Genomic DNA, 17,184 nt, shown 5'->3' with positions numbered 1-17,184 from the left:
AACGATGGTTAATCTGACAATCGACGGTACGCAGGTCACGGTTCCGAAGAGCTTCACCATCTACCAGGCCGCCGAACAGATCGGGATCAAGATCCCGGTGCTTTGCTACGCCAAGAAATTACTCCCCTTCGGGGCCTGCCGGGTCTGTCTGGTTGAGGTGGAGCAGATGAAGGGACGCCTTATTCCCTCCTGCACGACCCCGGTTACCGAGGGGATGGTGGTGACGACCAGTTCGGACGAAATCCTCAAGGTCCGCAAGACGGTGCTTGAATTCCTGCTGGTCAACCATGTGATTGAATGCCCGGTTTGCGACAAGGGCGGTGAGTGTGAACTGCAGGATCTGACCTACGAACTCGAAGTGGTCACCAATCGCTTTGTCGGTGAAAAATTCGATCACCCGACTGATGAAAGCAACCCCTTCATTGAACGTAATATGAACCGCTGTGTCCTCTGCGGGCGTTGCGTGCGGGTTTGCGACGAGATCGTTTCCTACGGATCCTACTCCTTTGTCGAGCGTGGGTTCGAAACCAAAATCGCTACCGCTTTTGATCGCGGACTGGATTGCGAATTCTGTGGCCAGTGCGTTTCAATGTGTCCGGTCGGTGCGCTGTTGCCGCGACCTTTCAAGTTCAAGGCGCGTCCCTGGCAGCTCAAGCACGTCGACTCGGTCTGCGGTTATTGCGGCAACGGTTGTACTGTCACCTTCGGCGTCAAGGATAATCAGGTCCAGACCATCCGCTTCAATGACAAGAATGGTGTCAATGACGGTAACCTCTGTATTCGCGGACGCTTCGGTTATTCCTATGTCAACAGCGATCAACGCCTGACCAGGCCTCTGGTGCGCAAAAATGGCGAACTGGTTGAAGCTGACTGGGAAGAAGCTCTGACGGCGGTTGCCGAGGGCATGAATCGTGGCAAGGGGACGGGGATTATTTCCGGTGCGCGTCTCAGTAACGAGGAGTTTCTGCTGCTGAAAGAGGTTGCCGCGGCCGCCGGCACCACCAACCTCGACCATTCCGGAGGTGAATGCTACAAGGGATTGACCGAGGGTGTGCAGCAGGTTCTTGGTCTCAGTGCTTCGACCGGTACCTTCCCGCAGGTCGAAGATGCCGATGTCATTCTCAGTATCCGTTCCGACTTCTATGAAACCCACCCGGTGTTCGGCATGGTTGTCAATCAGGCCGTCAAGCGCGCTGGTGCCAAGTTGCTGGTGGTGAGCGACAAGAAGGGCAAGTTCACCAAGCTGCCGAATGCTGAAACCCTGCTTGGCAAGCCGGGTACTGAGGTCAATATCCTCAATGCCATCTGCGCGGTGCTGCTGGAGTCGGGCAAGGCGGTCACTGAAGGTGTTGCCGGGCTGGATGAGTTGAAGCAGTCGCTGACCGACTATGCTCCGGCCAGAGTCGCCGAGCAGACCGGGGTTTCGGTCGAGGCGATCGAGGCTGCTGCCGAGCAGCTGGCCGCGGCTGAAAAGGGCGCCATCCTGCTTGGTTACGGCCTGTCCTACACGGCCAACAGCAGGGAGCTCGGAATTGCCGCTGCCAACCTGGCGCTTCTCTCCGGACTCGCCGACCAGGATGAGGCGGGTCTCTACGTCTGCGGCGAGAAGGCCAACAGCCAGGGGGCCATCGACCTCGGTATCCTGCCCGGGGAGAGTGGTCTCGGTGTCCAGGCGATGCTGGACGCCGCCGCAAGGGGAAGCCTCGGTGCCCTGTATATCGTCGGCGAGGATCCGCTGACCAGTTTCCCGGATGGTGCCAAGGTTGAAGCCGCGCTCAAGGGCGCTGAGTTCGTGGTTGTTCAGGACCTGTTCCTGTCACCGACCGCGCAGGCTGCCGACGTCGTGCTGCCGGCTGCCTCCTTCGCAGAAAAGGACGGGACCTTCACCAACGCCGAACGGCGGATTCAGCGCCTGCGGGCCGGTATCAAGAGTCCCGGTGAGGCGCTAACGGATTTTGCCATATTCGCGTCCCTGCTGGAAAAACTGGGTGCGGCAGCTTCCGCTGCAACCCCCGGCGAAACTTTTGCTGGCCTGGGGAGGCTCAATGACGCCTATGCCGGTATCGACCTGAATGCCATCGGTCCACAGGGGGTTGTCTGGGGTGGAGAGCATTTGCAGCCGAAGGTGCGCAACCTTGTGCCGGTCAGCGGGCGTGAACCGCTCACGACACGTTACCAGCTGATCACCGGTAGTGCTCTTTATCATTCGGGCACCACGACGACCCACGCCAAGGGTCCTCTCGAAGCGGTTCCAGAACCGTACGTCGAACTGAGTCGTGAGGATGCCGCTGAATTGCAGCTGGCAGAGGGTGACCAGCTGAGAATCAAGGGGAACGGGGCCGAGATCAGGCTCAAGGCCAAGATCGGCGCCCGGCTGCCCAAGGGGGTTCTCTTTGCCCCCAATCATTTCCCCGGTACCGGGCTGAACCGCCTGTACAAGGGAGAAGCCGCGGTAGTTGTTGAACTGAACAAGTAGGCAGGACAACGACGGGAGAGGGCATGCAGTGTCCCGAGTGCAGTGCTCCATTGAGCCGTCAGGCCAGATTCTGTGATCAGTGTGGAATGCGGCTGGCTGAGCATCCCGGGTTTCTGCATCAGAAGGCGCTTGACTGTTACCATCGCGGCCTGGGTGAAGAGGCCCTGCGGAACTGGGACCGGGCCCTGCAGGTGGCTCCTGATTTCAGCAAGGGGCATTATTACCGGGGTCTTGTGCTCTACGATCGCGGTGAACTGCTGCAGTCGGTCAGGGCCTTTCGACGGGCGCTTGCTGAGCAGGCTGACAGTTTCAGGGTACATTTCAAGCTCGGCATGGCCCTTTACGGCCTGGGTGATCTGGACGGCAGCCTGAAAAGCTTTACCCGTGCCCTGGAACTGAATCCGGAGAGCGCCGAAACCTGCTACCGAATTGGACTGTCGCAGTTGCGTAGCGGCCGGTTTGATGAGGCCCGTGCGGCGTTGCAGCAGGCGGTCAGGTTGAATCCCGATTTCGTGCGGGCTCTCTACATGATCGGCATGACGGCGGTGCAGCAGGGGGACCTGGATGCCGCTGCCGAGAGTTTCCGTCGTGTTGTCGAGATCAATCCCGACTATACCGGGGCTCGTTTTGAACTCGGCATGGCCCTGTTCAAGAATGGGGCCATCAAAGAAGCTGCCGAAGAGTTTGACCGGGCCGTTGCCCAGAACAGAAATTTCGCACCGGGATACTTCATGCTCGGTGAATGCCGACGTCGGGTCGGACAATTGAATGAGGCCGTTGCGGCCTATGGCGAGGTGCTTCGCATCAATCCCAAGGATGCGGAAACTCTCTTTAAACAAGCGGAATGCTACAACGAGCTCAAGCGATGTCAGGAGGCCCGGACGGTTCTTCTGGAGTTGCTGCGGATGGTTCCGGGACATCAGGGAGCCGCCCGACTGCTTGAGGAAACCGGTCGCCGGAACGATATTGCGCCCGACAAGAAAAAAGACTGAATTTCAGGAACCGACGGTAACCCGAGCCATATAGCATAAAAGAGGAAGACACATGGAACTGTTGAGCCTATCGAACGCACCGCTGCTGTTTATTGCCGCCATGATGATCAAAATCCTGGTGGTCTTCGGGGTGACCATGGGTATTGTGGCCTACGCGACCTGGGTTGAGCGTAAGGTCATCGGCCACATGCAGACCCGGCTTGGGCCGACCCTGACCGGCCCGATGGGGTTGCTGCAGCCGATTGCAGACGGCATCAAGCTGTTTTTCAAGGAGGATATCATCCCTACCGAGGCCAGCAAGATCCCCTTCGTACTGGCTCCGATGATGATCCTGATCCCTTCACTGATTACGATGGCGGTCATTCCGTTCGGCAGTGACATGCAGTTTACCGCCGGCGGCAAGACCTACATCATCCCGCTGCAGATCACCGATTTGAATATCGGCATCCTTTATATTCTTGCCATGGCCGGACTCGGTGTTTACGGCATTACGCTTGCCGGCTGGTCGTCCAACAGCAAGTACTCTCTGATCGGCGGGATCCGTGCTTCGGCGCAGATGATTTCCTATGAACTGGCCGCCGGTCTTTCCATCATTGCCGTCTTCATGCTCTCTGAAACCCTGAGCATGCGCGAGATCGTTGCTCAGCAGAGCGGCTCGATTCTTGACTGGTATGTCTGGAAGCAGCCGCTGGCGTTCCTGCTGTTCATGATTACCGGTACGGCCGAGATCAACCGAACCCCGTTCGATATGCCGGAGGCCGAATCGGAGCTGGTATCCGGTTTCTGTACCGAATATTCGTCGATGAAGTACGCCCTGTTCTTCATGGCGGAATACGCCAACATGGTGGTCATTGCCGGCATCATCGCCACTCTGTTTCTCGGCGGCTGGTCAGGGCCGACACCCTGGGGCCCGGTCAACCTGCTCGGCAAGATATTCGGTTTCATGTTCTTCCTGATGTGGATTCGTGCCACCTTCCCGCGTGTGCGTTACGACCAGTTGATGAAGTTGGGCTGGAAGGTACTGCTGCCGCTGGCTCTGGCCAATATCGTTGTGACCGGCCTGGTCGTTGTCCTGGCGCAGTAAGCAACCCTTTTGTTTAAGAGGTTAAACCGATGATCAAAGAGTTTATTCAAGGCCTCAGCATTACCTTCAAACATCTTTTGCCCGGCCATTCGACCACCGTGCAGTACCCGAAGGTAAAACTCCAGCCTTCTGACCGTTTCCGCGGCCTGCACCGCCTGGTGCCGAGCCACGACCGCGCCAAGTGCGTGGCCTGCTATCTCTGCCCGACCGTTTGCCCGGCCAAATGCATCACCGTCGAGTCCGCGGAAAACGAGAAGGGTGAGAAATATCCGCGTGTCTACCAGATCGATCTGCTGCGCTGCATCTTCTGCGGTTACTGTGTCGAGGCCTGCCCGGTCGAGGCGATAGAGATGACCGGGAACTACGAACTCGCCAATTACCACCGCGACGACTTCGTGTTCGACAAGCAGCGCCTGCTCAATACGAAATAGGAGCGTTGACCCATGCAAGTACTTTTCTTTTATCTCGTGGCCCTGGTTACCGTTATTTCCGGTGTGATTGTCGTCGCCGCCAAGAGTCCGGTGAACAGCGCTCTCGCTCTGGTCAACACCTTTTTCTGCCTGGCGGTTTTCTACGTCATGCTCAGTGCGCCCTTCATGGCCGCGATACAGATCATGGTCTATGCAGGTGCCATCATGGTCTTGATCCTGTTTGTCATCATGCTGCTGAATATGGGGGTCGAACCGTTCAAGAAATTCACCCACGTGACCTGGGGTGTGGTGGCCGGGTCGCTGGTGCTGATGTTGACCCTGTTTTTCATTTCTCGGGGACAGCCGACCAAGGTTGTCGGCGCCATTACCCGTGATGTCATTCTCAAGGAGGGGCATACCGAACTGATCGGCAAGAGTTTGTTCGTCAATTTCCTGCTCCCCTTCGAGATTACCTCGATCCTGCTGCTGGTGGCCATTATCGGCGCGGTGATCCTGGCTAAAAAAGAAGTTTAAGTGCGTAGCAGACACGGGAGATAGATCATGATTACCGTAAATCATTACCTGGTATTGAGCGCGATTCTGTTTGCCCTGGGCACTTTCGGGGTGCTTACCCGGCGCAACGCCATCGTCATTTTCATGTGCATCGAGCTGATGCTCAACGCGGTCAACCTCTCTTTCATTGCCCTGTCGCACCACCTGGGCAACCTTGACGGTCAGATCTTCGTCTTCTTCGTCATGACCGTGGCAGCTGCCGAGGCGGCCGTCGGCCTGGCCCTGATGATCACCTTCTTCCGCAATCGGGAGAGTATCGAGGTCGACGACATCAGCATGCTCAAGTGGTAGGGATTATCCGCTTTTCAAAGCTTATTGATCCGAGAGGAGATAGAGGTCAATGCACGATTATAGTTTGATTTGGCTCATTCCGTTTTTCCCCCTGGTCGGTTTTATTGTCAACGGCCTGCTGGGGAAGAAAATCGGCAATGAGAAGGTGATTGGAGCCATCGGCACGCTGGCGATCGCGGCTTCGTTCGTGGTTTCCTGCAAGATGTTCTTCCAGTTGCTCGGGGATGTCGAAAAGACCCATGAGGTGATCCTGTTCTCTTGGATGAGTGTCGGGCAGCTGCAGATCGACTGGGGCTTCCTGCTCGACCCGCTGTCGGCGCTGATGATCATGGTTGTCACCGGGGTCGGTTCCCTGATTCACCTCTACTCCAACGGCTACATGCATGGGGAAGAAGGGTTCTACCGCTACTTTGCCTATCTGAACCTGTTCTGTTTCTCGATGCTGATGCTGGTTCTCGGCAACAACGCGCTGGTGATGTTTGTCGGCTGGGAGGGCGTCGGCCTCTGCTCCTACCTGTTGATCGGCTACTACTTCGAGAAGAAGAGCGCCGGGGATGCCGCCAAGAAAGCCTTTGTCGTCAATCGCGTCGGCGACTTCGGGTTCCTGATCGGGCTGTTCACCCTTTTCTGGGCCCTCGGCGAGCACGGTGTCTGGACCTTCCAGTTCACCAAGATCGCCGAGAACGCTCACCTGCTGCCTGCCGGTGGCGTGGTGGTGACCGTTGCGACCCTCTGCTTCTTTCTCGGCGCCACCGGCAAGTCGGCGCAGATTCCGCTCTACACCTGGCTGCCTGACGCCATGGAGGGCCCGACTCCGGTTTCCGCCCTGATCCACGCGGCGACCATGGTCACCGCCGGTGTCTATATGATCGGGCGGATGAACGGCCTCTTCTCCATGGCTCCCGATACCATGATGGTTATCGCCATCGTCGGCGCGGCGACCGCCATCTTTGCCGCTTCCATCGGCCTGGCGCAGAATGATATCAAGCGGGTTCTTGCCTATTCGACGGTTTCCCAGCTCGGCTACATGTTCCTCGCCATGGGTGTCGGCGCCTTCTCCGCCGGGATTTTTCATCTGATGACCCACGCCTTCTTCAAGGCCTGCCTGTTCCTCGGATCCGGTTCGGTCATCCACGCCATGCACCATGCCTATCACAAGGCGCATCTGCATGATGATCCGCAGGATATGCGCAACATGGGTGGCCTGGCCAAAAAGATGCCGATCACCTTTATCACCTTCTTTATTTCGACCCTGGCGATTTCCGGGATTCCGGGGTTGTCCGGTTTCTTTTCCAAGGATGAAATTCTCTGGTGGGCCTTCTCCTCGACCCGCGGTGGATGGATTCTCTGGCTGATCGGCTTCATTGCCGCCGGCATGACCGCCTTCTACATGTTCCGCCTGGTTTTCATGACCTTTTTCGGCAAGCAGAAAACGGATGCCCGCGCCAAGGATCATGTCCACGAGTCGCCGCTGGTGATCACCATTCCACTGATGGTTCTCGGTCTTCTGGCTCTGGTCGGCGGCTGGGTCGGAATTCCCGCGGCCTTGGGTGGCGCCAATCGATTCGAGCATTTTCTGGCTCCGGTTTTCGAGCATGCCCAGGAGACCTATGGGATTCATTCCCAGCATTCCCTGCATGCCTTCGAGTTTCCGCTGATGGGCTGTTCCATCGGCATCGCCCTGGTCGGCATTTTCCTGGCCTGGATCATGTACGTCAAAAACCCGGAGCTTCCCGGCAGGCTGGTGGCCCGGTTCCGCTGGCTGCACACCGCCATATTCAACAAATGGTTTGTCGATGAGCTCTACGACGGCCTGTTTGTCAACGCCACCAAGCGGCTCGGACGTTATTTCTGGAAAGGTTTCGACGTTCCGGTGATCGACGGAATCGTCAACGGGGTCGGTTGGCTGGTGCAGGGTTCCAGCCGGGTTCTGCGGTTCATTCAGAACGGACAGATTCACAGTTATGCCATGACCATGGTTCTGGGCATGGTGGTTATTGTCGCGGTTTACGTTTTCAAATAACTGTCGCCTGGCGAATATTCGAATAGCGCAACGCAAGGAGCGAGTTACATGTCCGAGCATCTTCTCAGCCTGATGACGTTCTTCCCCCTGCTGGGGATGATCGTTATCCTCTTCATTCCGCGTGAGAATGACGGTGTACTCAAGGGCCTGACCTTCGTCATCACCCTGATCACCTTCTTTATCAGCCTGCCGCTGGCCTTTGACGATGTCTTCAAGACATCCGGCGGGATGCATTACACCGAATTTGTGAAATGGATCAGCATCGGTGACTACTTCCAGATGAACTACAATCTGGGAGTGGACGGCATCAGCCTGTGGCTGGTGCTGCTGACCACGTTCATCATGCCGATTGCCGTGCTGTCGACCTGGCAGGCGGTTGAGAAAAACACCAAAGGTTTCATGACGCTGCTGCTGCTGCTTGAAACCGCCATGCTCGGTGCGTTCCTTGCGCTTGACCTGTTCCTGTTCTATGTCTTCTGGGAGCTGATGTTGATTCCGATGTACTTCCTGATCGGCATCTGGGGCGGTAAGCGCCGCATCTACTCGGCGATCAAGTTCTTTATCTACACCGCGGTCGGCTCGCTGCTGATGCTGGTTGCCATTATCTTTGTCTACTACTATGCCCTGAAGAGCGGCCAGCCCTTCGAGCAGGGCTTCAGTATCAGCCATTTCTACCAGTTGAACATTCCGGCCGCCTACCAGACCTGGCTGTTCCTGGCGTTCGCCTTCAGCTTCGCCATCAAGGTGCCGATGTTCCCGGTTCATACCTGGCTGCCGGATGCCCATACCGATGCTCCTACGGCCGGTTCGGTTATCCTGGCTGCCATCATGCTGAAGATGGGGACCTACGGCTACGTGCGTTTCGCCATGCCGCTGTTTCCTGATGCTCTTCATCAATTCACCCCCTTCCTGGCCACTCTGGCGGTGATCGGCATTATCTACGGAGCTCTGGTGGCGATGGTCCAGGAGGATGTCAAGCGTCTGGTTGCCTATTCATCGGTCAGCCACCTCGGTTTCGTCATGCTCGGGGTTTTCGCCCTCAATATCCAGGGCATGTCGGGCGGTATGATCCAGATGATCAACCATGGTATCTCGACCGGTGCGCTGTTCCTTATCGTCGGCTTTATTTACGAGCGGCGACATACCCGCCTGATCACCGATTTCGGCGGTCTGGCCAAGCAGATGCCGGTCTTCACCACCATTTTCATGATCGCCATGCTCTCCTCCATCGGGCTGCCCGGGACCAATGGCTTCGTCGGTGAGTTCCTGATCATGGTCGGCGCTTTTGAAGGTGAGTTGCGCTGGTTCACCATAGTCGCCGCATCCGGTGTCATCTTTGCTGCCGTCTACATGTTGTGGATGTTCCAGCGGGTGATGTTCGGGGAGTTGAAGAACCCTGCCAACCAGAAGCTCAAGGATCTGTCGGTTCGGGAGGTGGTACTGATGTTGCCGCTGTTGTTGTTCATCTTCTGGATCGGCGTCTACCCGAATACCTTTTTCGAGAAGATGAATCCAGCTCTTGACCAACTGATCAATCAGATCAAGGGCAAGCAGCAGGTGGCCGTGGTTGAGACCATCAATCCGGTACAGCACAAGATCGATTAAGCACGGTATTGCCGTTAAACAAGCTTCCGAAGGAGCCTTTCGATGGAAAATCTGGTGCAACTTGCCATGCAGAACGTCAATTTCGCGGCCATCATGCCGTCGTTGGTGTTGTGCTGTTTCGGCATGGCGATTCTGCTGATCAATGTCTTCATGCCGCGGGGCAAAACAACATCCGCATCGCTGATCAGCATCATTGCCCTGCTGGTAACCGCCGTTGTTTCGCTGCAGGGATGGAACAATCCCCAGTTCGGCTTTGCCGGTCACGTGGCCCTGGATAATTTCGCCACCTTCTTCAATATGACCTTTCTGCTGGCGGCCGGTCTGACGATTCTGATGTCCGATGACTACCTGCGACGGGAGGGGTATCCGATCGGTGAATATTATCCGTTGATTCTTTTTTCGACCGCGGGCGCCATGTGGATGGCCTCGGGGACCGACCTGATGACCATTTTCCTTGGTCTGGAAGTGCTGTCGATCTCCCTCTACATCCTCGCCGGCATGTTCCGTCATCAGTTGCAGTCGAACGAGGCGGGACTCAAATACTTCCTGCTCGGCGCTTTTTCGACCGGGTTTCTGCTCTACGGTATTGCCCTGCTATACGGTGTCGCCGGAACGACCAATGTTGCCGATATCGGCCTCTACCTCTCCGCCCATCCGGCGATGATCGGCAACCCGATGACCGTGGCCGGGATGCTGCTGATGTCCATCGGCTTCCTGTTCAAGATCGCTGCTGCGCCGTTCCACATGTGGACCCCGGATGTCTATCAGGGGGCGCCGACCCCGGTGACCGCCTTCATGAGTGCCGGTCCCAAGGCTGCCGCCTTCGCCGCACTGATGCGGATCTTCATTCTCGGTCTGGCCGGTCTGCAGAGTGAGTGGACCAGCCTGCTTTGGGGCCTGGCCATCCTGACCATGATCATCGGCAACGTGACCGCCATCTACCAGACCAATCTCAAGCGGATGCTGGCCTATTCCTCCATTGCCCACGCCGGTTATGCCCTGGTCGGCCTGGTGGCGGCCAACGCGGTCGGTGTTTCCGGCATCCTGTTCTACATGCTGGCATACACCTTCATGAACCTCGGGGCCTTTGCGGTGCTGGTTCTGGCCGGGAAGAAGGGCGAGGAGAACCTGACTCTGGAAGGTTTCTCCGGTTTCGGTTTCAAACGTCCGTTCCTCGGCGTGGCGATGACCATCTTCCTGTTGTCGCTGATGGGGATCCCGCCGACAGCCGGTTTTGCCGGCAAATTCTATATCTTTGCCGGAGCCATCAAGTCCGGTTACATCTGGCTGGCGATCATCGGCGTACTGAACTCGGCGGTTTCCCTCTATTACTACCTGCGGGTGATTGTCTACATGTACTTCAAGGATCCGCAGGAAGATTATAGCTGGGTGTCGATGCACACCGGCGCGGTGGTTTCCATTGTGATCGCTATCGTCGGAGTTCTGTATCTCGGTATCATCCCCGGCAAGATCATGGAAATGGCCAAACTGGCTATTTTCTGACCTGGAATAGAAATAGTGTGAACCAGCACAGGCCTCCCGGCATAACCGGGGGGCCTGTGCTGGTTTATAGAAGAAGATCAGGGATGCGGACCAACTCGGAAGGAACTGCTGATGGTAGCCGTCCTGGTGTCGGAACGGATTCGTCGTCCCTTCCTCCCGTTCTTCGTCCGTCGCTTATTGCAACGTATTGCCGCGGGTTTCGGCATCAAAAATGGTCATAATCGATTCATCAGTATAGGGCAGTTCGACCGCATTGTTTTTATCGCCTCCGGTATGCCAGACAATGACCGCGCCCCGGCCACGATTTTCGCGACAGGCGCAGTTTGGACAGGCGTTCATCAGGGCCTGCCACATCTGTTCTGTGTCGAGCAGTTCAAAACCGGCGAAGTCTTCGCCGCTGCCGAGCCGATCAAGAAAGCTGTTGAGCAGTTCAAAATCGACGAAATCATTCTCCTTGCGCCACCAGCGGATAAATCGGGTAGCTTCCGTGCGTCGTTGATCGATTGCCGAGCGGATTTCGATGTTGTCCATGGGACCTCCTTTCTGCTCCTGGCATTCAGCAGGGACTCTCTACTAGTATAGTTCGTTTTTGGTTTCCCCGTTTGCCTTCCCGTCGGAGCGAAAGCTGTAGAACGCTTGTCGCCGGAAAGGTCTGGGTGTAAACTGCCGAGCTGGAGCCACTTTTCACCAGAGGATTTGTATGTCGTTTGCCGCCATCGCCGAAAAGACCAGCACCCTGCTGGAGATGATCAAGTTCTCCCACACCGTGTTTGCCTTCCCGTTTGCCCTGATGGGGGTGGTGCTGGCAAGTCTCGACAGCAAGGCTCTGCCCGGAGTCGGCCAGGTTTTGTGGATCTGCCTGGCGATGGTTGGGGCGCGCAGTGGAGCGATGGGTCTGAACCGCCTGATTGACGCCGGGATAGACGCCGACAATCCGCGAACCGCCGATCGTCACATTCCGTCCGGACGGGTTTCGGTGACTGAGGCCTGGTTGTTTATTGCTGTCTCGCTGGCAATTTTTCTCTTCGCCGCCTGGATGCTCAACCCACTCTGTTTCCGGCTGGCCCCGGTGGCCATCAGTTTTTTCGTTCTCTACGCCTACTGCAAGCGCTTCAGCCACTACGCCCACATTGTCCTCGGTATCTGCCTCGCAGCGGCACCGATCGGCGCCTATATCGCCCTGCGCGGCACCCTGGATTGGCCGGTAACGGCGCTGGCGCTGGCTGTCCTTTTCTGGGTCGCCGGGTTCGATATTTTCTATGCTCTGCAGGATTATGAATTCGATGTCGAGCACGGCCTGCATTCGATTCCATCCCGGCTCGGCATTGACAGGTCCTTCCTGCTGGTGCGCGTTTTCCATGGGCTGATGCTGCTCTTCCTGCTGCTGGTGCTGCCGGGCAGCGGCCTGGGGTGGATCTATGTCGTCGGGGTATTCGTCGTGGCCGGGCTGCTGCTCTACGAACACAGCCTGGTCAAGCCGGACGACCTGTCACGACTGGATGCGGCATTCTTCAACATGAACGGCTATATCAGCGTGACGATTTTTGTTTTCACGCTGGTTGATGCAGTCGTTTAAAAAGGCGTAAACCACAGAGCCACGGAGGGCACAGAGAGAGGAAAAGCTTGTTTATCCGCGGAGTTCGCAGATGGACGCAGAATAGGGTCAAAACCATAAAGAAAATCTGTTGATTTTAATCTGTGAAAATCTGCGTAATCTGCGGATCAAAACGATTTTGATTTTGGTCGGAGAATGGGGAATTTGCGGAAAATAGTCGTCGGCATCACCGGGGCCTCCGGTTCCATCTACGGTCTGCGCCTGATCGAGGAGTTGCTGTGTGCGCAGATCAAGGTCAGCCTGCTGCTGAGTGATGCCGGCCGCCAGGTGCTCGGCTTCGAGACGGGGCTGCAGCTTGACGATGATTCGGCGGCCTGCGAAACACAGCTGCGCGGGCATTTCTCGGCCGGTAAGTCGCTGCTGGTTTACGGCATGAGTGACTTTTTCGCCCCGATCGCCAGTGGTTCCAGCGCACCGGATGCGGTGGTTATCTGTCCCTGCTCGATGGGCACCCTTGGTCGCATCGCTGCCGGACTCTCCGACACCCTGCTTGAACGGGTCGCGGATGTGGCCTTGAAGGAAGGTCGCAAGCTGTTGCTGGTGCCACGCGAGACCCCCTTCAACCAGATCCACCTCGAAAATATGCTGCGCATCTCGCGGGCGGGCGGCCAGATCCTGCCGGCGATGCCGGGGTTCTACCAGCAGCCGGAATCGATTGATGATCTGGTCGACTTCGTGGTCGGCAAGATCCTTGATCAACTCGGCGTTGAACATCAGTTGTTCAAGCGCTGGGGGGAATAAATGATGATCTCGCGCAGAGACGCTGAGGTACAGAGAAGTTCAAAAGCAAAGGTGTCTCGTGCAAAGTTTGGCGGACAGGCAGAATAAATAAAGACTATTTGACGGGGTTTTCTCGGCGCTTCTGCGCCACTGCGCGAGTCCGGTTTAAAGGTTTGAATACAAATGAACGGTCTGTTTGCATCGATAAAGGAAAAAGTCGCCTCGAACACGCGCATATCGGATGACGAGGCGATGGCTCTGTTCGAATCGAACGACCTGCTCGCCATCGGTGAACTGGCGGCGGAAGCCAACAGGCGCCAGAATGGTGACCGGGTTTACTTCAACGTCAACCGCCACATCAACTACACCAACCGCTGCGTCAACCGCTGCCGGTTCTGCGCTTTCTCGAAAGAGGAGAGCGAGGCGGGAGAGTACACCCTGGCGCTGGAGCAGATCGCCGAGAAGGCCCGGGAGGCGGCTGCCGCCGGGGCGACCGAGATCCATACCGTCGGCGGCCTGCATCCCGATCTGCCCTTCGAATTCTACCTGGAGATGCTGCAGACCATCAAAAAGGTTGAACCGAAGCTGCATATCAAGGCTTTTACGGCTGTCGAGATCGATTACTTCAGCCAAATTTCAGGCTTGACCGTTGAGGAGGTCATCGCCGCGCTCGGAGAGGCGGGGCTCGGGTCCCTGCCCGGAGGCGGTGCGGAAATCCTTGGGCAGGAGGTTCGTGATCGGATCTGCCCGGAAAAGATCAGTGGCGACCGCTGGCTGGAGGTGACCGAAAAGGTCCACCGTGCCGGGTTCAAGTCCAACGCCACCATGCTTTTCGGCCATCTCGAAACCTATCCGGACCGGGTTGAGCACCTGCGCCTGCTGCGCGAGTTGCAGGATCGGACCGGCGGCTTTCAGGCGTTCATCCCCCTCGCCTTCCAGCCCGACAACACCCGGGTGCCGGGGGCCAAAGGGGTCGGTGGCGTGGATGCTCTCAAGACCCTGGCGATCAGCCGCCTCTACCTGGACAACTTTAAGCACATCAAGGCCTACTGGGTGATGTTAGGCGTGAAGATCGCCCAGACCGCTCTCTGCTTCGGGGTCAACGATCTTGACGGCACCGTCGTCGAGGAAAAGATCGGTCACGACGCCGGTGCCGATTCGCCGCAGGCCATGAGCAGGGGTGATATCCAGAAACTGATTCGCCAGGCCGGACGGGTGCCGGTCGAGCGTGACACGCTGTATAACGAATTGTGAAAACCGGATAGCCATCAAGATACGAAGGACGCCGGGAGAAGCGCAAGGCATTTTAACGGAGAGGCGCAGAGCAGGAGAGGTGGAGAGAATGATCAAAAGAGCTTGTGATGAGAGCCTCAACCCTGCTTCTGGCTTTTCTCCCCTTCTCTGCGCCTCTCCGTTAAATTAGGACTTAGGCCTTCTTGGTACTCTTGGTGTCTTGGTGACAGATTGAATTTCATGCTTGAGAACATCCAAAAGAAAATAGCGCAGGGGAGTAGTCTTGACCGCGACGAGGCGCTCTGGCTACTCACCGAGGCCGAGCTGCTGCAGCTCGGCAGGCTGGGCGATGGGGTGCGGCGGCGCAAACACCCGGAGAACCGTGTGACCTTCGTGGTCGACCGCAACGTCAATTACAGCAACGTCTGCGAGTCGAAATGCAAGTTCTGCGCGTTCTACTGTGATGCCGATTCTGATCAGGCCTACCTGCTCGACTACGAGACGATCTTCGCCAAGGTCCAGGAACTGGTCGATCACGGCGGCACCCAGCTGCTGATGCAGGGCGGGCTGCACCCGGAGCTGGAAATCGAATGGTTCGAGGAACTGTTTCGTCAGCTCTCGCAGCGTTTTCCGCAGGTGCAGATCCATTCCCTGTCGGCGGCCGAGGTTGTCCATATCGCCCGGCTCTCGAACCTGAGTGTCGCGGACTGCCTGCGGCGGCTGCAGGCGGCGGGGCTGAAATCTCTGCCCGGTGCCGGTGCCGAGGTGCTGGTCGACGCGGTGCGGCAACGGATCTCGCCCAACAAGATTGGTTGGCAACAGTGGGGCGAGGTGATGGAACTTGCTCACGGATTGGGGATGCGCACCACCGCGACGATGATGTTCGGCAGCTGCGAAGAACCGGAAGATATTGTCGAGCACCTGTTGCGTATCCGTGAAATCCAGGCACGGACCGGCGGTTTTACGGCATTTATCCCCTGGACTTTTCAACCGCGCAACACTGAACTTGGCGGGGAAACGGCGACCGGGGTTGACTACCTGAAGGTGCTGGCGCTGTCGCGCATTGTCCTTGACAATATCGACAATATCCAGGCCAGCTGGGTAACCCAGGGAGCCCGCATGGCTCAGGTTGCACTCTTCTTCGGAGCCAACGACCTCGGCGGCACCATGCTTGAAGAGAATGTGGTCGCCGCCGCCGGTGTCACCTTCCGTATGTCGAAGGAGGAGATCATCGACCTGGCGCGCGGGGCCGGCTTTATCCCGGTGCGGCGCACGACGGAGTATGAGATTCTGGAGGAGTACTGAGCCTCAGGAAAACACCTCGCGCAGAGAAAAACCTGGGCAGGGGGATTCGCTCAGCGTCTCAGCGTCTTGAGTGAGCATAAGCGAACGGGCGTGAGATTTCTTTTTCCCGGCTTCATTTGCCCGGCGGTACATTCACCAGGAAGTTGTCAAACATGTCATATTTACGCAAAAACATCGCCGAAATGGCCGGCTACGTGCCCGGCTTCCAGCCTGAAAACGAGGCGGAGTGGATCAAGCTCAACACCAACGAAAATCCCTACCCTCCCTCGCCCAGGGTGCGTGAAGCGATTCTGGCCGAACTCGGCAGTGATGGCGGCAACCTGCGCAAGTACCCGGATGCGGCCAGCCGGGAGTTCCGACGGGTGGCGGCGGAACTGTACGGTTTTGATCCCGACTGGGTGATCAGCGCCAACGGTTCGGATGAGTTGCTCAACAATCTGATCCGCGCCTGCGCCGGGGAGGGGGAAGAGATCGCCTATGTCCACCCGTCCTATTCCTACTACGCGACCCTGGCCGCAATCCAGGGCGCGAAGGTGAAGACCTTCGGGTTGACGGAAGCGGGCCGGATTGCCGACTTCCCGGCACGATATTCAGGTAAAATCTTTTTTCTCACCAGCCCCAACGCCCCGCTGGGGATTGCTTTTGACAAAGCCTACATCAGGGAACTCGCCGGTCGCTGTGCCGGGATCCTGGTGGTTGATGAGGCCTATGTTGATTTTGCCGAAGAAAACGCCCTGGGGCTGGTCAGGGAATGCAGGAATGTCGTTGTGACCCGCACCCTGTCGAAGAGCTATTCCCTGGCCGGAATGCGACTCGGGCTGGCGGTGGCGCGTCCCGAGATGATTGCCGCCCTCGACAAGATTCGTGACCATTACCACCTCGATCGCCTGGCGCTGGTCGCGGCGAGTGCCGCGTTGCGTGACCAGGACTATCTCAAGGAGATGGTCGCGAAGATCTGCAGCACCCGATGTCGTTTTGCCGCCGCATTGAAAAGTCTCGGTTACCAGGTGCTCGATTCCTGCGCCAACTACGTGTTCGCTGCGTCGCCGGACCGGGACGGCAAGCGGGTTTACGAGGCGCTTTTCCAGCGCCGGATTCTGGTTCGCCACTTCTCCGACCCGCTGCTCGCCCATGGGCTGCGAATTTCGATCGGCACCGACGAGGAGATGGATCTGGCCCTTGCGGCATTACGGGAAATCGGCTGACGGGCTGATGAAAAACGGCCATCTGCTGCGTTGTCCTCCCCCCGCGTCAACGATGTCCCTTGCGGAGTTATGGACGCCTTGCCGCTGGACATTTTTTGCTCAGCCTGGGTCTTCCCTCCGCGCCTCTGCGCGAGATTGCTTGAATGAAT

General features: G+C 57.4%; 15 protein-coding genes. 14 read left to right on the top strand and 1 reads right to left on the bottom strand.

All coding sequences use genetic code 11. From position 1 onward, the window contains the following. Positions 1-4: 4 nt before the first annotated feature. Genes nuoG through C2E25_RS06390 form a run of 9 tightly spaced genes read left to right on the top strand, consistent with a single transcriptional unit; the run spans position 5 to position 10,957 of the window. Complete coding sequence (gene nuoG / locus C2E25_RS06430; protein ID WP_103114940.1) at positions 5-2,476, top strand: NADH-quinone oxidoreductase subunit NuoG; 2,472 nt, start codon at positions 5-7, stop codon at positions 2,474-2,476. Positions 2,477-2,499: 23 nt separating this feature from the next. Then, positions 2,500-3,468 (top strand): tetratricopeptide repeat protein, encoded by a 969-nt coding sequence (locus C2E25_RS06425; RefSeq protein ID WP_103114939.1) that lies wholly within the window; start codon positions 2,500-2,502, stop codon positions 3,466-3,468. 52 nt (positions 3,469-3,520) lie between these two features. Continuing rightward, entirely contained in the window at positions 3,521-4,552 is a 1,032-nt protein-coding gene (nuoH, locus tag C2E25_RS06420) for an NADH-quinone oxidoreductase subunit NuoH (RefSeq protein WP_103114938.1), read from the top strand. A 29-nt stretch (positions 4,553-4,581) separates the two neighbouring features. Further along, complete coding sequence (locus C2E25_RS06415) at positions 4,582-4,983, top strand: NuoI/complex I 23 kDa subunit family protein (RefSeq protein WP_103114937.1); 402 nt, start codon at positions 4,582-4,584, stop codon at positions 4,981-4,983. Positions 4,984-4,995: 12 nt separating this feature from the next. Further along, complete coding sequence (locus tag C2E25_RS06410; RefSeq protein WP_085011340.1) at positions 4,996-5,496, top strand: NADH-quinone oxidoreductase subunit J; 501 nt, start codon at positions 4,996-4,998, stop codon at positions 5,494-5,496. 27 nt (positions 5,497-5,523) lie between these two features. Further along, positions 5,524-5,826 (top strand): NADH-quinone oxidoreductase subunit NuoK, encoded by a 303-nt coding sequence (gene nuoK, locus C2E25_RS06405; RefSeq protein WP_085011341.1) that lies wholly within the window; start codon positions 5,524-5,526, stop codon positions 5,824-5,826. Positions 5,827-5,875: 49 nt separating this feature from the next. Continuing rightward, positions 5,876-7,849 (top strand): NADH-quinone oxidoreductase subunit L, encoded by a 1,974-nt coding sequence (gene nuoL, locus C2E25_RS06400; RefSeq protein ID WP_103114936.1) that lies wholly within the window; start codon positions 5,876-5,878, stop codon positions 7,847-7,849. Between the two features lie 48 nt (positions 7,850-7,897). After that, positions 7,898-9,454 carry a complex I subunit 4 family protein gene (locus tag C2E25_RS06395; RefSeq protein ID WP_103114935.1) on the top strand — a complete coding sequence of 519 codons (1,557 nt, stop codon included), beginning with the start codon at positions 7,898-7,900 and terminating at the stop codon, positions 9,452-9,454. 42 nt (positions 9,455-9,496) lie between these two features. After that, on the top strand, positions 9,497-10,957 hold the full coding sequence (locus tag C2E25_RS06390) for an NADH-quinone oxidoreductase subunit N (protein WP_103114934.1): 1,461 nt from the start codon (positions 9,497-9,499) through the stop codon (positions 10,955-10,957). A 174-nt stretch (positions 10,958-11,131) separates the two neighbouring features. Here the strand turns inward: C2E25_RS06390 and C2E25_RS06385 are convergent, their stop codons facing one another. Beyond that, positions 11,132-11,488 (bottom strand): hypothetical protein, encoded by a 357-nt coding sequence (locus C2E25_RS06385; protein ID WP_103114933.1) that lies wholly within the window; start codon positions 11,486-11,488, stop codon positions 11,132-11,134. A gap of 169 nt (positions 11,489-11,657) precedes the next feature. Here C2E25_RS06385 and C2E25_RS06380 point away from each other — a divergent pair, with 169 nt between their 5' ends. From C2E25_RS06380 to hisC, 5 genes are all read left to right on the top strand, one after another. After that, positions 11,658-12,533 carry a UbiA-like polyprenyltransferase gene (locus tag C2E25_RS06380; protein WP_103114932.1) on the top strand — a complete coding sequence of 292 codons (876 nt, stop codon included), beginning with the start codon at positions 11,658-11,660 and terminating at the stop codon, positions 12,531-12,533. Between the two features lie 174 nt (positions 12,534-12,707). Continuing rightward, positions 12,708-13,313 carry a UbiX family flavin prenyltransferase gene (locus tag C2E25_RS06375; RefSeq protein ID WP_103114931.1) on the top strand — a complete coding sequence of 202 codons (606 nt, stop codon included), beginning with the start codon at positions 12,708-12,710 and terminating at the stop codon, positions 13,311-13,313. A gap of 162 nt (positions 13,314-13,475) precedes the next feature. Next, a complete protein-coding gene (gene mqnE, locus C2E25_RS06370) occupies positions 13,476-14,546 on the top strand; it encodes an aminofutalosine synthase MqnE (RefSeq protein ID WP_103114930.1) in 1,071 nt (356 codons plus the stop codon). A gap of 219 nt (positions 14,547-14,765) precedes the next feature. After that, positions 14,766-15,830 (top strand): cyclic dehypoxanthinyl futalosine synthase, encoded by a 1,065-nt coding sequence (mqnC, locus tag C2E25_RS06365; RefSeq protein WP_103114929.1) that lies wholly within the window; start codon positions 14,766-14,768, stop codon positions 15,828-15,830. Positions 15,831-15,982: 152 nt separating this feature from the next. Continuing rightward, entirely contained in the window at positions 15,983-17,035 is a 1,053-nt protein-coding gene (hisC, locus tag C2E25_RS06360) for a histidinol-phosphate transaminase (RefSeq protein WP_103114928.1), read from the top strand. Positions 17,036-17,184 lie beyond the last annotated feature (149 nt).

Source organism: Geothermobacter hydrogeniphilus, assembly GCF_002898515.1.
In the GTDB taxonomy this organism is placed as follows: domain Bacteria; phylum Desulfobacterota; class Desulfuromonadia; order Desulfuromonadales; family Geothermobacteraceae; genus Geothermobacter_A.
The sequence above is the reverse complement of the archived record's forward strand: the minus strand, read 5'-3'. Positions and strand labels throughout refer to the sequence as shown.

What these genes read in the sequence shown, in the direction of transcription:
- nuoG (WP_103114940.1), top strand. Translation starts at nt 5, where the DNA reads ATGGTTAATCTGACAATCGACGGTACGCAGGTCACGGTTCCGAAGAGC.
- C2E25_RS06425 (WP_103114939.1), top strand. Translation starts at nt 2,500, where the DNA reads ATGCAGTGTCCCGAGTGCAGTGCTCCATTGAGCCGTCAGGCCAGATTC.
- nuoH (WP_103114938.1), top strand. Translation starts at nt 3,521, where the DNA reads ATGGAACTGTTGAGCCTATCGAACGCACCGCTGCTGTTTATTGCCGCC.
- C2E25_RS06415 (WP_103114937.1), top strand. Translation starts at nt 4,582, where the DNA reads ATGATCAAAGAGTTTATTCAAGGCCTCAGCATTACCTTCAAACATCTT.
- C2E25_RS06410 (WP_085011340.1), top strand. Translation starts at nt 4,996, where the DNA reads ATGCAAGTACTTTTCTTTTATCTCGTGGCCCTGGTTACCGTTATTTCC.
- nuoK (WP_085011341.1), top strand. Translation starts at nt 5,524, where the DNA reads ATGATTACCGTAAATCATTACCTGGTATTGAGCGCGATTCTGTTTGCC.
- nuoL (WP_103114936.1), top strand. Translation starts at nt 5,876, where the DNA reads ATGCACGATTATAGTTTGATTTGGCTCATTCCGTTTTTCCCCCTGGTC.
- C2E25_RS06395 (WP_103114935.1), top strand. Translation starts at nt 7,898, where the DNA reads ATGTCCGAGCATCTTCTCAGCCTGATGACGTTCTTCCCCCTGCTGGGG.
- C2E25_RS06390 (WP_103114934.1), top strand. Translation starts at nt 9,497, where the DNA reads ATGGAAAATCTGGTGCAACTTGCCATGCAGAACGTCAATTTCGCGGCC.
- C2E25_RS06385 (WP_103114933.1), bottom strand. Translation starts at nt 11,488, where the DNA reads ATGGACAACATCGAAATCCGCTCGGCAATCGATCAACGACGCACGGAA.
- C2E25_RS06380 (WP_103114932.1), top strand. Translation starts at nt 11,658, where the DNA reads ATGTCGTTTGCCGCCATCGCCGAAAAGACCAGCACCCTGCTGGAGATG.
- C2E25_RS06375 (WP_103114931.1), top strand. Translation starts at nt 12,708, where the DNA reads ATGGGGAATTTGCGGAAAATAGTCGTCGGCATCACCGGGGCCTCCGGT.
- mqnE (WP_103114930.1), top strand. Translation starts at nt 13,476, where the DNA reads ATGAACGGTCTGTTTGCATCGATAAAGGAAAAAGTCGCCTCGAACACG.
- mqnC (WP_103114929.1), top strand. Translation starts at nt 14,766, where the DNA reads ATGCTTGAGAACATCCAAAAGAAAATAGCGCAGGGGAGTAGTCTTGAC.
- hisC (WP_103114928.1), top strand. Translation starts at nt 15,983, where the DNA reads ATGTCATATTTACGCAAAAACATCGCCGAAATGGCCGGCTACGTGCCC.